This is a genomic window from Pseudomonas sp. JQ36, assembly GCF_053851495.1.
Genome location: NZ_CM132642.1, coordinates 5,717,236 through 5,730,694, shown reverse-complemented (window position 1 = coordinate 5,730,694; position 13,459 = coordinate 5,717,236). Strand labels below are relative to the sequence as shown.

Sequence of the window (13,459 nt, the reverse complement as noted above, 5' to 3'; positions counted from 1 at the left end):
CGCACTTAGTTTGTGGAGCCCGTTATGCCGAATCTACGTCTCGCCGATTTGACCGCCGAAATCGAAGCCAACGTGCGCCGTGCGTTGCTCGAAGACGTCGGCAGCGGCGACATCACCGCGCAACTGATCCCGGCCGAACGTCTGGCCAAAGCCACCATCATCACTCGCGACGACGCGGTTATCTGCGGCACGGCGTGGGTCGACACGGTGTTTCGCCAGCTCGATCCACGCGTCGCGGTGCACTGGCAGGTACGGGACGGCGAACGGGTCAAACCCAATCAGCCGCTGTTTCATCTGGAAGGCCCGGCCCGTTCGTTGCTGACTGGCGAACGCAGTGCGCTGAACTTCCTGCAACTGCTGTCCGGCGTGGCGACGCGCGCGCAGTACCTGGCGGACTTCGTGGCGCAGACCCAGGTCAAGCTGCTGGATACCCGCAAGACCCTGCCGGGCCTGCGTCTGGCGCAGAAATACGCGGTGACCTGCGGCGGTTGCCACAACCACCGCATCGGCCTCTACGACGCGTTCCTGATCAAGGAAAACCACATCGCCGCCAGTGGTGGCATCGCGCAAGCCATTGCTGCCGCGCACAAGATCGCGCCGGGCAAACCGGTGGAAGTCGAAGTGGAAAGTCTGGAAGAGCTGAAGGAAGCGCTGACTGCCGGCGCCGACATCATCATGCTCGACGAACTGAGCCTGGATGACATGCGCGAAGCCGTGCGCCTGAATGGCGGCAAGGCCAAACTTGAGGCCAGCGGCGGTATCAACGAAAGCACGCTGCTGCCGATCGCCGAGACTGGAGTGGATTACATCTCGATCGGTGCGATGACCAAGGATGTGAAAGCGGTAGACCTGTCGATGCGCCTCAGCCTCTGAGGCCGTCACGCAATAAAAAACGCCAGCCCGATTGAGGCTGGCGTTTTTGTTTCAGACCACCAGATTGTTCATCTCGCAGTACTCGTCCCACTCGACGCCCAACACTTCGGCCGCCTCCTTGTGCAGCTCCAGGCGCTTGGCCTCAAACTCTTCAGGGGTGCTGGTGTACTTGAGCGTCAGCTCCCACGGCTGCAAGCCCTGAGATTCGGCTTCGTCCTCGAACGCCCACTGGATCTGGTCTTTCTGATCATCAGGACTCAGGTCCTTGATCTCTTCTTTCAGGTCCGGGACGTCCTGAATGTATTTTTCCAGCGCTAGTGCGTGACGTTGCTCTTGAGTTAATTCGGTCATGGCGTTCTCGCTGATCGTAAGAATGGAGGATGGATCTGGATCATCAAGGATCTCTCTGACGCGGATTGTCCGGCCTTCGGAACCATTCGGGATCATCTGAAAACTGCTAAGCGATGCTCATGCAGGCACCGAATATAGGACGTTTGCATGACGAATTACACGGCTCTTTACATCTCTCGCACAAAAACTTTGACCTGGGAGACATAAATCGCGGGATTGCGCGAGGGGTTGGTGCCCGAGACAGGAATCGAACCTGCGACCTTCGCGTTACGAGTGCGCTGCTCTACCGGCTGAGCTACACGGGCGGTGGGCTAAACCTAGCACCGGTCTCGGGCTGCGGCAAATTTGAGCGTGTTTCTGCTGATTATCACTTGTGGCGAGGGAGTTTGCTCCCGCTGGGTTGCGGAGCGACCCCAGGCTTTCTGAGGCTGATGTTTTTTTACGACTGCTGCGCAGCCGAGCGGGAGCAAACTCCCTCGCCACAAATGCGTTTATGGCAGACAAAAAAATGCCCCGCCGTTTTCACGGCGGGGCATTTTTATTGCGCTAAGGCTGTGGGGTGATTAAACGCCCGAAGCCTTGGCCGCTGCCACGTCTTTGATGGACAGCTTGATACGGCCGCGGTTGTCCACGTCCAGTACCAGCACTTCCACTTCCTGGCCTTCTTTCAGGATGTCGGTGACTTTCTCTACGCGAGCGTCGCTCAGCATCGAGATGTGTACCAGACCGTCCTTGCCCGGCAGGATGTTGACGAATGCGCCGAAGTCGACGATGCGCTCAACCTTGCCGACGTAGATCTTGCCGATCTCGGCTTCTGCAGTGATGCTCAGAACGCGCTGACGAGCAGCTTCTGCGGCATCCTTGGTTTCGCCAAAGATCTTGATCGAACCGTCGTCTTCGATGTCGATCGAAGCCTTGGTTTCTTCGCAGATCGCACGGATGGTCGCGCCACCTTTACCGATAACGTCACGGATCTTGTCGGTGTCGATCTTCATCGCGATCATGGTCGGAGCGTTGGCCGACAGTTCGGTACGCGACTGGCCAATGATCTGGTTCATCTGGCCGAGGATGTTCAGGCGCGCTTCCAGGGCTTGGCCCAGAGCGATTTCCATGATCTCTTCGGTGATGCCCTTGATCTTGATGTCCATCTGCAGCGCAGTAACGCCTTTGGCGGTACCGGCTACTTTGAAGTCCATGTCGCCCAGGTGGTCTTCGTCACCGAGGATGTCGGTCAGAACGGCGAACTTCTCGCCTTCTTTAACCAGACCCATGGCGATACCGGCAACCGGCGCCTTCATTGGAACACCAGCGTCCATCAGGGCCAGGGAAGCGCCGCAAACGGAAGCCATCGAGCTCGAACCGTTGGATTCGGTGATTTCCGACACTACACGGATGGTGTACGGGAACACGTCAGCGGCTGGCAGCATGGCCGAAACCGAACGACGGGCCAGACGGCCGTGACCGATTTCACGACGACCGGCGCCACCCATGCGACCACACTCGCCCACCGAGAACGGAGGGAAGTTGTAGTGCAGCATGAACGGGTCTTTTTTCTCGCCTTCCAGGGTGTCCAGCAGCTGTGCGTCACGGGCAGTACCCAGCGTCGCAACCACCAGAGCCTGGGTTTCGCCACGGGTAAACAGCGCCGAACCGTGAGTCTTCGGCAGAACGCCGACTTCGATGTTCAGCGGACGTACGGTGCGGGTGTCGCGACCGTCGATACGTGGTTTGCCGTTAACGATGTTTTCGCGAACGGTGCGGTATTCGATTTCGCCGAAAGCCGCTTTGACGTCAGCAGCCGAAGGCTGGCCTTCTTCGCCGGACAGCTTGGCAACGACCTGGTCTTTCAGCTCGCCCAGACGTGCGTAGCGGTCAGCCTTGACGGTGATGGTGTAAGCCTGGGAGATCGCTTCGCCGAACTCGGCACGGATCGCGCCCAGCAGTTCGGTGGCTTCTGGAGCAGGCGCCCAGGTCCAGGTTGGCTTGGCAGCTTCAGCGGCCAGTTCTTTGACGGCGTTGATCACCACCTGGAACTCGTCGTGAGCAAACAGTACCGCGCCCAGCATCTGGTCTTCGGTCAGCTCTTTGGCTTCCGATTCAACCATCAGTACGGCGTCGGAAGTACCGGCAACGACCATGTCCAGGCTCGAAGCAGCTTGCTGCTCGTAGGTCGGGTTCAGCAGGTAGCCGGTGCTTTCGTGGAACGCTACACGGGCGGCGCCGATCGGGCCGTCGAAAGGAATGCCCGAGATGGCCAGGGCAGCCGAGGTACCGATCATCGCAGCGATGTCCGGATCGGTCTTCTTGCTGGTGGAAACGACGGTGCAGACAACCTGCACTTCGTTCATGAAACCTTCCGGGAACAGCGGACGGATCGGACGGTCGATCAGTCGGGAAGTCAGGGTTTCTTTCTCGGAAGGACGGCCTTCACGCTTGAAGAAACCGCCAGGGATCTTACCGGCAGCGTAAGTCTTTTCCTGGTAGTGAACGGACAGAGGGAAGAAGCCCTTGCCTGGATCGGCTTGCTTGGCACCGACTACGGTCACCAATACGCTGACGTCGTCGTCAACGGTGACCAATACTGCGCCGGAGGCCTGACGGGCGATACGGCCAGTCTCGAGGGTAACGGTCGACTGACCGAACTGGAATTTTTTGATTACCGGGTTCACGGTGTCCTACCTTCTTTGTGGCTCTTGGGGGAACTGGTTTCTTGCGAAATTCTTGGGCAATGTCGGGAATCGGCCCGCTGACTGTCCGGGTAAAACGGTAGTGCAGATAAAACTTGAGGCTGGGAGCCTGCCAGCCACCAGCGGAAAACCGCTGATGCCTGACAGACAACCAACCTCATAGCGCAATCGCTGATTAGCGACGCAGGCCCAGGCGGCCGATCAGAGCGCTGTAACGGCTCAGATCTTTGCCTTTCAGGTAGTCCAGCAGCTTGCGACGCTGGTTTACCATGCGGATCAGACCACGACGGGAGTGGTGGTCTTTACCGTTGGCCTTGAAGTGACCTTGCAGTTTGTTGATGTTGGCGGTCAGCAGTGCAACTTGCACTTCTGGCGAACCAGTATCACCAACAGCTTGCTGGTAGTCGGCAACGATTTGAGCTTTTTCTTGAACGTCGAGAGCCATGAGGCAATCCTTTTATCAGGAAACTGTTTCAAAAACAGTTTCAACAGGCCAGGGACAAATCCCTGTATCTATAAATGAGTAGTGACCGTGCCTGTTAACAGCCACACTCGTTCGGTCATTCTGACCGAATCAGTCGACGCGGCGCGATGCGCCCGTCTTCGCTCACTTCACCGATACCGATGAAGCGACCATTGTGATCCTGTACCCGTACCATGCCGAACTTCGGAGCATCCGGGGCACGTACCGGCTGGCCGTTGAGCCAGTAGAACGCACTCGCTTCGGAGAAGTGCAGCAGCGGCCAATCCTGCAAACCGCTGTCCGATGGCATCAGGAAGCGGTCGACCGCTTCGTTGCCGCCTTCGGCATGTACCGCTTCCAGCTCTTCGAGGGTCACGGTCTGCGCCAGGGTGAAAGGCCCGGCCTGGGTACGACGCAGTTCCGCGACGTACGCACCACAACCGAGTTGCTCACCGATATCCTCCACCAGGGTGCGAATATAGGTGCCCTTGCTGCAATCCACCGCAAGACGCGCAGTATCGCCTTCGAAGGCCAGCAATTCCAAGCGCGCAATAGTAACAGAACGCGGTTCGCGCTCCACTACTTCGCCTGCACGGGCCAGCTTGTACAGCGGCTGCCCGTCACGCTTGAGTGCCGAGTACATCGGCGGTATCTGACTGATTTGCCCACGAAATTTCGGCAGAACCGCCTCGACATCGGCGCGACCAACGGTCACCGGACGCTCCTGCAAAACCTCACCCTCGGCGTCCGCCGTGGTGGTGGTCTTGCCCAGTTGCGCCAGGGTTTCGTAACCCTTGTCGGAATCGAGCAGGTATTGCGAGAACTTCGTTGCCTCACCAAAGCACAGCGGCAAGACACCGGTGGCCAGCGGGTCGAGACTGCCGGTGTGACCGGCCTTCTCGGCGTTGAGCAACCAGCGAACCTTCTGCAACGCGGCGTTGGAGGTGAACCCCAGCGGCTTGTCGAGCAGGATGATACCGCTGACGTTACGACGGATACGTTTGACCTGAGCCACCGAATTACTCCTTGGTGTCTTCAGGTGCAGCGGCCAGGTGCTGATTGTCCTCAGCCACGGCGCGCTCGATCAGGGCCGACAGATGCGCGCCACGCACGACGCTTTCGTCGTAGTGGAAGTGCAATTGCGGCACGCTGCGCAGCTTCATTTCACGGGCCAGTTGCATGCGCAGGAAACCTGCGGCAGCGTTGAGCACCTTGATGCTTTGCGCGATGTCTTCGGCGTTGTCCTGCCCCATCACGGTGATGAAGATCTTCGCGTGACCGACGTCACGGCTGACTTCCACAGCAGTAATGGTGACCAGGCCGACGCGCGGGTCTTTGACTTCACGACGGATCAGCTGGGCCAGCTCACGCTGCATCTGATCGCCGATACGTTGGGTACGGCTGTATTCTTTTGCCATGATTTTGTTACCTGTTACTGCCCCACGGTGAAACCCGCAAGGTCTGAAAGCGGCAAACGCCCGGCCTGACAAAAGCCAGACCGGGCGTTGCGTTTAGAGTCCTGACGCCGTGGCGCGCATCTGCATGCGGCGGCCCGGCGTGGCCCTTGAAGTGCGCGAGTCAGAGGCTGCGAGCAACCTGAACCTTCTCGAAGACTTCGATCTTGTCACCGACTTTGACGTCGTTGTAGCTCTTCACGCCGATACCGCATTCCATGCCGGCACGTACTTCGGAAGCGTCATCCTTGAAGCGGCGCAGGGATTCCAGCTCGCCTTCGAAGATAACGATGTCTTCACGCAGTACACGGATCGGACGGTTACGGAACACAACACCTTCGATCACCATGCAACCGGCGATCGCGCCAAACTTCGGCGAACGGAACACGTCGCGCACTTCGGCCACGCCCAGGATGTTCTCGCGAACATCGCTGCCGAGCATGCCGGTCAGGGCTTTCTTGACGTCTTCGATGATGTCGTAGATCACGTTGTAGTAACGCATGTCCAGACCTTCCTGCTCGACGATCTTCCGTGCGCCAGCATCGGCACGCACGTTGAAGCCGAACAGTACAGCGTTGGAAGCCAGTGCCAGGTTAGCGTCGGATTCGGTGATACCACCGACACCGCCACCGACCACGCGCACTTGCACTTCGTCGTTGCCCAAGCCGTTCAGAGCGCCCTGCAAAGCTTCCAGCGAACCACGGACGTCGGATTTGAGGACGATGTTGAGCGTCTTCTTCTCTTCCTGGCCCATGTTTTCGAAGATGTTTTCCAGCTTGCCGGCGTGAGCGCGAGCCAGTTTGACTTCGCGGAACTTGCCTTGACGGAACAGAGCCACTTCACGGGCTTTCTTCTCGTCGGCAACCACGCTCATCTCGTCGCCAGCGTCCGGCGTACCGTCAAGACCCAGGATCTCGACCGGAATGGCCGGACCTGCTTCCTTGATCGGCTTGCCGTTCTCGTCGAGCATGGCGCGCACGCGGCCATAGTTCGAGCCGACCAGCACCATGTCGCCTTGACGCAGCGTACCGTCCTGAACCAGCACGGTGGCCACCGGGCCACGGCCCTTGTCCAGACGCGATTCAACGACAACACCACGGCCAGGAGCCGATGGCGTAGCAGTCAGTTCGAGCACTTCGGCCTGCAGCAGAACGGCTTCAAGCAGTTCGTCAACGCCGGTACCCATTTTCGCCGAAACCGGTACGAATGGAGTGTCGCCGCCCCACTCTTCGGAAGTCACGCCGTGAACCGACAGTTCGCTGCGGATGCGATCGAGGTCGGCACCTGGCTTGTCGATCTTGTTCACTGCAACCACCAGAGGAACGCCAGCCGCCTGAGCGTGCTGAACAGCCTCGATGGTTTGCGGCATCACGCCGTCGTCCGCCGCAACCACCAGGATCACGATGTCGGTCGCCTTGGCACCACGGGCACGCATTGCGGTAAACGCAGCGTGACCCGGGGTGTCGAGGAACGTCACCATGCCACGGTCGGTTTCAACGTGGTAGGCGCCGATGTGCTGGGTAATGCCGCCAGCTTCGCCCGCTGCCACCTTGGCACGACGGATGTAGTCGAGCAGGGAAGTCTTACCGTGGTCAACGTGGCCCATTACGGTCACGACTGGCGCACGGGAAACTGCCTCACCTTCAAACTTCAGGGACTCGGCCAGGGAATCTTCCAGGGCGGTGTCGCTGACCAGGGTCACTTTGTGGCCCAGTTCTTCAGCTACCAGTTGAGCAGTTTCCTGATCGAGTACCTGGTTGATGGTCGCTGGAGTGCCCAGTTTGAACATGAACTTGATGATTTCAGCAGCCTTGACCGACATCTGCTGGGCGAGATCGCCAACAGTGATGGTCTCGCCGATCTTCACTTCACGCACGACAGGACCGGTAGGGTTCTGGAAACCATGAGCGTTGCGTTTCTTCAGCTTGGCCTTGCCGCGACCACCACGACGGAAGCCATCGCTTTCTTCGTCGGTAGTGCGTGGCGCCACACGTGGAGCCGGCGCTTTTTCTTTGACCGATGCGCGATGCGGAGCGTTTTTGCGCTCACCATCGCCACCACCGCCGCGACGATTGTTATCGTCGGCACGTGGTTTGTCCGGACGGCGCTGTTCGTCACGCTTGCGAGTGTCAGCAGCTGGCGCAGCAGCAACCGGCGCGGCGTCGCGCACAGGTTCAGCGACTGGCGCAGGTGCTGCAACAGCTTCGGCAGGAGCGGACGGCGCAGCAGCAGGCTGGCGACGCGCTTCTTCTTCAGCGCGCTGCTTGGCTTCTTCTTCAGCCTTCTGACGGGCAGCATTTTCTACTGCGCGACGCTCTTCCAGTTCACGCTTGCGCTCGGCTTCGATTTCTTCCGGGCTACGCTGTACGAAAACTTTCTTTTTGCGAACTTCAACGCTGATGCTCTTGCTACCAGCCACACGCAGGGTGCTGGTGGTTTTACGCTGCAGCGTGATCTTGCGTGGTTCTTCCACTTTCGCCTTGTGGCTGCTCTTCAAGTGAGTCAGCAGGGATTGCTTCTCACTGTCAGTCACATTTTCTTCGGCGGCGGTGTGCGGCAGACCTGCCTCACGCATCTGCTGCAACAGGCGCTCTACCGGTGTTTTGACCTCATCGGCCAGTTGTTTCACCGTGACTTGCGTCATGCACTTCTCTCCTCAGGCCGCGCCTAATTACTCGAACCAGTGGGCTCGGGCGGCCATGATCAACTTGCCGGCACGATCATCGTCAATGCCGTCGATGTCGAGCAGGTCGTCAATAGACTGCTCGGCCAGGTCTTCGCGGGTAATTACGCCGCGCACCGCCAGTTCCATCGCCAAATCCTTGTCCATACCCTCAAGCGAGAGCAGGTCTTCGGCCGGATGGGCGTCTGCCAGCTTTTCCTCAGTAGCGATGGCTTTGGTCAACAAACGATCCTTGGCACGAGCGCGAAGCTCGTTGACGATATCTTCGTCAAAGCCGTCGATGTTGAGCATTTCTTCCAACGGTACGTAGGCAATCTCTTCCAGGCTGGTGAAGCCTTCATCTACCAGCACCTGAGCCAGTTCTTCGTCGACTTCCAGCTCGTCGATGAAGTTGCGCAGGATGTCGCCGGTTTCTGCTTGCTGCTTAGCCTGGATGTCCGATTCGGTCATCACGTTCAGGGTCCAGCCAGTCAACTGGCTCGCCAGACGCACGTTCTGACCACCTCGACCGATGGCCTGAGCCAGATTGTCTGCGCCAACGGCGATGTCCATTGCATGGGCATCTTCGTCAACGATAATGGCCGCCACTTCTGCCGGCGACATGGCATTGATCACGAACTGCGCCGGGTTATCGTCCCACAGGACGATATCGACACGCTCGCCACCCAACTCGCCCGACACGGCCTGGACGCGCGAACCGCGCATACCGATGCACGCGCCCTGCGGGTCGATGCGTTTGTCCTTGGAACGGACAGCGATCTTGGCACGCGAACCCGGATCACGGGACGCCGCCATGACTTCGATCAGGCCTTCAGCGATTTCCGGCACTTCGATGCGGAACAACTCGATCAGCATTTCCGGCGCGGTACGCGACAGGATCAGCTGCGGGCCGCGGTTCTCGGTGCGGATTTCCTTGAGCAGTGCACGCAGACGCACACCGACACGGAAGGTTTCGCGAGAAATGATGTCTTCACGGGCCAGCAACGCTTCGGCGTTGTTGCCCAGATCGACGATCACGTTGTCGCGGGTGACTTTCTTCACGGTGCCGGAGATGATTTCTCCCAGGCGCTCGCGATAGGCGTCGACCACTTGAGCGCGCTCGGCTTCACGCACTTTCTGCACAATGACCTGTTTGGCGGTCTGTGCAGCAATGCGGCCGAACTCGATGGATTCGATCTTTTCTTCGACGACGTCGCCGACCTTGGCACCCGGGTGCGTTTCGGCAACCTTGCTTGGCCAGGTTTCGATCGCAGGATCGTCGAGATCATTCTCTTCGACGACTGTCCAGCGACGGAAAGTCTCGTAGGAACCGGTGTGGCGGTTAATTTCCACACGCAGGTCAACTTCGTCTTCAAAACGCTTTTTGGTAGCAGTGGCCAGAGCCAGCTCCAGCGCTTCAAAAATCACGCTTGCCGGTACGCCCTTTTCATTGGATACCGACTCAACAACCAGCAGTACTTCTTTGCTCATCGTACGCCTCGCCTTTCGCAAGCCATTGGATCCGCGGGATCCGCGTCTCAGTCAAAACTGGGAATAATGTTGGCCTTGTCGATCATATCGATCGGCAACAGGAATTCATGGTCTTCTACCTGCACCACGACATCCTGTTCTTCTACACCGCGCAGAAGGCCCTGAAAGTTGCGTCGACCTTCAAAAGGCGAGCGCAGCTTGATCTTCACTTGTTCACCGGCAAATTTTGCAAACTGCTCAAGAGTGAACAGTGGGCGTTCCATGCCAGGCGAGGAAACTTCAAGGGTGTATTCAACGGAGATCGGATCTTCAACATCCAGGACACCGCTGATCTGACGGCTGACAATGGCGCAATCGTCCACCAGCACGCCACCCTCTTTATCGATATAAACACGCAACATCGAGTGACGACCTTGAGCCGAAAACTCGATACCCCAGCATTCATAGCCTAGGGCCACGACCACCGGGGCCAACAAGGCCTGCAACTCTTCTAGCTTGCTCGACACCTGAACCCCCTCGTGCATGTAAATGCATGCGCTGCAAAATAAAAAAATGGGCGAAACGCCCATCCTTGAAACGCCGTCGAACATCGGCGTAGAAAGTGTCCAGCTAACAAAAAGCCCCTGAAAAGGGGCTCCTTAAACTGGTTGCGGGGGCCGGATTTGAACCGACGACCTTCGGGTTATGAGCCCGACGAGCTACCAGACTGCTCCACCCCGCGACAAAGCTGGGGCGGAAGTATACGACCGATCCCTTATAGGGTCAATGTAACCTTCCACCTGCAAGAAAGCCCGCAACAGCGGGCTCTCCTGACTAATTGGTACCGAGAAGGGGACTCGAACCCCTACACCCTATGGGCACAACCACCTCAAGGTTGCGTGTCTACCAATTCCACCACCTCGGCAAAACTACGTTTGAAACCCTTCTTACTTCTGCTCTTGAGCTGGAGGTACGTCAGTCGCTGGAGTAGCCGACTTTTGCTCTTGAAGCACGGGGACATCATCAGAAGCCGGTTGTTGCTGCTTAGGCACTTCCAACACTGCTGGATCTGGCAAACCTGCTTGAGTCAGCTGATGAGCCTTCTCTTTAGCAAAGTAACCTAACCCCAAGCTGGTTATGAAGAAACCGGCGGCAAGTATAGCAGTAAACTTACTAAGAAAGGTAGAGGAACCTTGGCTTCCGAACACAGTATTTGAAGCACCTGCTCCGAAAGACGCGCCAGCGTCCGCACCTTTACCCTGCTGCAGCAAAACCAGAGCAACTACGCCCAATGCACCCAGCAGATGAAAAACGACTACGACTGTTTCCAGCATTTTTTCAGTTTCCCGCGGCGCGACAAATCGCACCGAACTCATCTGCATTCAGGGAAGCTCCACCAATGAGCCCCCCATCGATATCCGGCATGCCGAACAGTTCGGCCGCATTGGCCGCCTTCACGCTGCCGCCGTATAGAAGCCGCACACCTCGTGCGACTTCAGAATTCTCTGCCGCCAACTGCTCGCGGATGGCTTTGTGCACATCCTGAGCCTGTTGCGGCGTTGCAGTCAGCCCGGTACCAATGGCCCAGACAGGCTCGTAAGCAATGACTGCCTTGGCAAAGGCACCTACACCCAGCTCCTCGATGATGCTGCCCAGCTGACGCCCGACAACTTCAAGAGTTTTTCCGGCTTCGCGCTGCTCGAGGGTTTCCCCTACACACAACACCGGAATCAAGCCACATGCCTGTGCCGCTGCGAACTTGCGATTCAGCATCCCGTCTCGCTCGCCCATTATCTGGCGGCGTTCGGAGTGCCCGACAAGCACCAGGGAACAACCTGCATCCACCAACTGACTCGGTGCAATTTCACCCGTCAATGCACCTTGCATGGATTCCACCGCAGAATTCTGCGCACCGACCGAAATCGATTTACCTTTCAAGCCATCAATCACTTGATTGATATGCAAGCAAGGCGGGAATACCGCGACATCAACACCGCTTGGCAAGGCCAGATGACGAAGGCCGTTGATCAGCTCAGCGACGCTGGCGCGGGTACCGTGCATCTTCCAGTTACCAGCTACCATAGGGCGACGCATGCTGTACCTCGTCGGTCAAAGTGGGCGCAGATTTTACCCAACACAATCATGGCTGGCAAGCCGTATCAGGCAGAAACTTCACTTACCAGTTTTGCCAGTTCTTCGGCGTAGCTGCGAACCTGAGTTTCATCCTCGCCTTCGACCATCACACGCACCAACGGCTCTGTACCGGACTTGCGCAGAAGCACCCGACCACGACCGGCCATTGCCTGGGTTACACGCGCACTGGCTTCCTTGACAGCAGGATGCTCCAGCGGGCTTTCGCCACCGCCGAAACGCACGTTGATCAACACCTGAGGACACTTACGCAAAGCCTGACGCGTTTGCGCAAGACCTTCATTGCGCGCTCTCAATGCCATCAGCACCTGCAGCGCAGCAATGATCGCATCACCAGTGGTGGTGTGATTGAAGCAGACGATATGCCCCGAATTTTCACCACCTACCAGCCAGTTGCGTTCCAGCAGCTCGGCGATCACATAACGGTCACCGACATTGGCACGAATGAATGGAATCGAGAGCTCTGCCAGAGCGAGCTCCAGACCGAGGTTGCTCATCAGGGTACCGACTACACCACCCTGCAACTTGCCACGCTCGTGCAGGTCGCGGGCAATAATGAACAGCAATTCGTCGCCATCGACGATGGCACCCGTGTGATCGACCATCAGCACCCGATCACCATCACCGTCAAAGGCGATACCCAGATCAGCGTGCTCCGCCAGAACAGCGGCCTGCAGCTGCCCCATATGGGTCGAACCGCAGTTGTCATTGATATTCAGACCATTAGGCTGGGCCGACAGGACAACCACTTCAGCACCCAACTCACGGAACACACTCGGAGCAACCTTGTAGGTCGCACCGTGTGCACAGTCGATCACGATCTTCATACCGGAAAAACTTGTACCGGTCGGCACACTGCTTTTGCAGAATTCGATGTAACGACCGGAAGCGTCGTTAATGCGCGAGACTTTGCCGATCTTGCTCGACTCAACCACTGTCATAGGGGCGTCGAGCAATTCTTCGATCATCAGCTCCAGCTCATCAGGCAGCTTGGTACCCTTGCCGGAGAAGAATTTGATGCCGTTATCGTCGTGCGGATTGTGTGAAGCACTGATCACGATCCCGGCCTCGGCCTGAAACGTGCGCGACAGATAGGCAATCGCCGGCGTCGGCATCGGACCGAGCAGCATCACGTCCGCACCAGCCGAGGTCAGGCCTGCTTCAAGCGCCGATTCGAACATGTAGCCAGAGATGCGCGTGTCCTTGCCGACCAGCACCTTGCAGGCGCCCATCTTGCGAAAGGCCATACCTGCCGCCCAGCCGAGCTTGAGCATGAAGTCCGGAGTGATCGGATATTCACCGACACGACCACGAATACCGTCAGTACCAAAGTATTTCTTGCTCATAA

Annotated in this window: 12 protein-coding genes and 3 tRNA genes; 1 reads left to right on the top strand and 14 read right to left on the bottom strand. The window is 57.9% G+C overall.

Features of this window, described 5'->3' with window-relative positions; all coding sequences use genetic code 11:
• Positions 1 to 24 precede the first annotated feature (24 nt).
• Complete coding sequence (nadC, locus tag ACS4NR_RS25820) at positions 25 to 873, top strand: carboxylating nicotinate-nucleotide diphosphorylase (protein ID WP_095139818.1); 849 nt, start codon at positions 25 to 27, stop codon at positions 871 to 873.
• A 51-nt stretch (positions 874 to 924) separates the two neighbouring features.
• Here the strand turns inward: nadC and ACS4NR_RS25815 are convergent, their stop codons facing one another.
• From ACS4NR_RS25815 to glmM, 14 genes are all read right to left on the bottom strand, one after another.
• The gene (locus ACS4NR_RS25815; protein ID WP_095139819.1) at positions 925 to 1,224 is read right to left on the bottom strand and encodes a DUF6388 family protein; all 300 of its coding nucleotides are present in this window, start codon (positions 1,222 to 1,224) and stop codon (positions 925 to 927) included.
• A gap of 229 nt (positions 1,225 to 1,453) precedes the next feature.
• Positions 1,454 to 1,529, bottom strand: a tRNA-Thr gene (locus ACS4NR_RS25810).
• A 258-nt stretch (positions 1,530 to 1,787) separates the two neighbouring features.
• The gene (gene pnp / locus ACS4NR_RS25805) at positions 1,788 to 3,893 is read right to left on the bottom strand and encodes a polyribonucleotide nucleotidyltransferase (RefSeq protein ID WP_007961443.1); all 2,106 of its coding nucleotides are present in this window, start codon (positions 3,891 to 3,893) and stop codon (positions 1,788 to 1,790) included.
• Between the two features lie 193 nt (positions 3,894 to 4,086).
• Complete coding sequence (gene rpsO, locus ACS4NR_RS25800) at positions 4,087 to 4,356, bottom strand: 30S ribosomal protein S15 (RefSeq protein WP_003221553.1); 270 nt, start codon at positions 4,354 to 4,356, stop codon at positions 4,087 to 4,089.
• 115 nt (positions 4,357 to 4,471) lie between these two features.
• Positions 4,472 to 5,389 carry a tRNA pseudouridine(55) synthase TruB gene (gene truB, locus ACS4NR_RS25795; RefSeq protein ID WP_024011571.1) on the bottom strand — a complete coding sequence of 306 codons (918 nt, stop codon included), beginning with the start codon at positions 5,387 to 5,389 and terminating at the stop codon, positions 4,472 to 4,474.
• A 4-nt stretch (positions 5,390 to 5,393) separates the two neighbouring features.
• A complete protein-coding gene (gene rbfA / locus ACS4NR_RS25790) occupies positions 5,394 to 5,792 on the bottom strand; it encodes a 30S ribosome-binding factor RbfA (RefSeq protein ID WP_003221549.1) in 399 nt (132 codons plus the stop codon).
• Between the two features lie 160 nt (positions 5,793 to 5,952).
• Positions 5,953 to 8,472 carry a translation initiation factor IF-2 gene (gene infB / locus ACS4NR_RS25785; protein WP_095139820.1) on the bottom strand — a complete coding sequence of 840 codons (2,520 nt, stop codon included), beginning with the start codon at positions 8,470 to 8,472 and terminating at the stop codon, positions 5,953 to 5,955.
• 27 nt (positions 8,473 to 8,499) lie between these two features.
• Complete coding sequence (gene nusA, locus ACS4NR_RS25780) at positions 8,500 to 9,981, bottom strand: transcription termination factor NusA (protein ID WP_003221546.1); 1,482 nt, start codon at positions 9,979 to 9,981, stop codon at positions 8,500 to 8,502.
• Between the two features lie 47 nt (positions 9,982 to 10,028).
• A complete protein-coding gene (gene rimP / locus ACS4NR_RS25775) occupies positions 10,029 to 10,487 on the bottom strand; it encodes a ribosome maturation factor RimP (RefSeq protein ID WP_007973115.1) in 459 nt (152 codons plus the stop codon).
• Positions 10,488 to 10,625: 138 nt separating this feature from the next.
• Positions 10,626 to 10,702: transfer RNA gene (locus tag ACS4NR_RS25770), tRNA-Met, on the bottom strand.
• A 97-nt stretch (positions 10,703 to 10,799) separates the two neighbouring features.
• Positions 10,800 to 10,885: transfer RNA gene (locus tag ACS4NR_RS25765), tRNA-Leu, on the bottom strand.
• 22 nt (positions 10,886 to 10,907) lie between these two features.
• Positions 10,908 to 11,294: a preprotein translocase subunit SecG gene (gene secG / locus ACS4NR_RS25760; protein ID WP_027610782.1), complete on the bottom strand. Its 387-nt coding sequence runs from the start codon at positions 11,292 to 11,294 to the stop codon at positions 10,908 to 10,910.
• Between the two features lie 4 nt (positions 11,295 to 11,298).
• Positions 11,299 to 12,054 (bottom strand): triose-phosphate isomerase, encoded by a 756-nt coding sequence (gene tpiA, locus ACS4NR_RS25755; protein ID WP_095139821.1) that lies wholly within the window; start codon positions 12,052 to 12,054, stop codon positions 11,299 to 11,301.
• Between the two features lie 65 nt (positions 12,055 to 12,119).
• Positions 12,120 to 13,457 carry a phosphoglucosamine mutase gene (glmM, locus tag ACS4NR_RS25750; RefSeq protein WP_115987614.1) on the bottom strand — a complete coding sequence of 446 codons (1,338 nt, stop codon included), beginning with the start codon at positions 13,455 to 13,457 and terminating at the stop codon, positions 12,120 to 12,122.
• Between the last annotated feature and the right edge of the window lie 2 nt (positions 13,458 to 13,459).

Excerpts from the sequence above, each read along its gene's own strand:
- ACS4NR_RS25815 (WP_095139819.1), bottom strand. The coding sequence starts at position 1,224 with ATGACCGAATTAACTCAAGAGCAACGTCACGCACTAGCGCTGGAAAAA.
- infB (WP_095139820.1), bottom strand. The coding sequence starts at position 8,472 with ATGACGCAAGTCACGGTGAAACAACTGGCCGATGAGGTCAAAACACCG.
- nusA (WP_003221546.1), bottom strand. The coding sequence starts at position 9,981 with ATGAGCAAAGAAGTACTGCTGGTTGTTGAGTCGGTATCCAATGAAAAG.
- nadC (WP_095139818.1), top strand. The coding sequence starts at position 25 with ATGCCGAATCTACGTCTCGCCGATTTGACCGCCGAAATCGAAGCCAAC.
- rpsO (WP_003221553.1), bottom strand. The coding sequence starts at position 4,356 with ATGGCTCTCGACGTTCAAGAAAAAGCTCAAATCGTTGCCGACTACCAG.
- rbfA (WP_003221549.1), bottom strand. The coding sequence starts at position 5,792 with ATGGCAAAAGAATACAGCCGTACCCAACGTATCGGCGATCAGATGCAG.
- glmM (WP_115987614.1), bottom strand. The coding sequence starts at position 13,457 with ATGAGCAAGAAATACTTTGGTACTGACGGTATTCGTGGTCGTGTCGGT.
- tpiA (WP_095139821.1), bottom strand. The coding sequence starts at position 12,054 with ATGCGTCGCCCTATGGTAGCTGGTAACTGGAAGATGCACGGTACCCGC.
- secG (WP_027610782.1), bottom strand. The coding sequence starts at position 11,294 with ATGCTGGAAACAGTCGTAGTCGTTTTTCATCTGCTGGGTGCATTGGGC.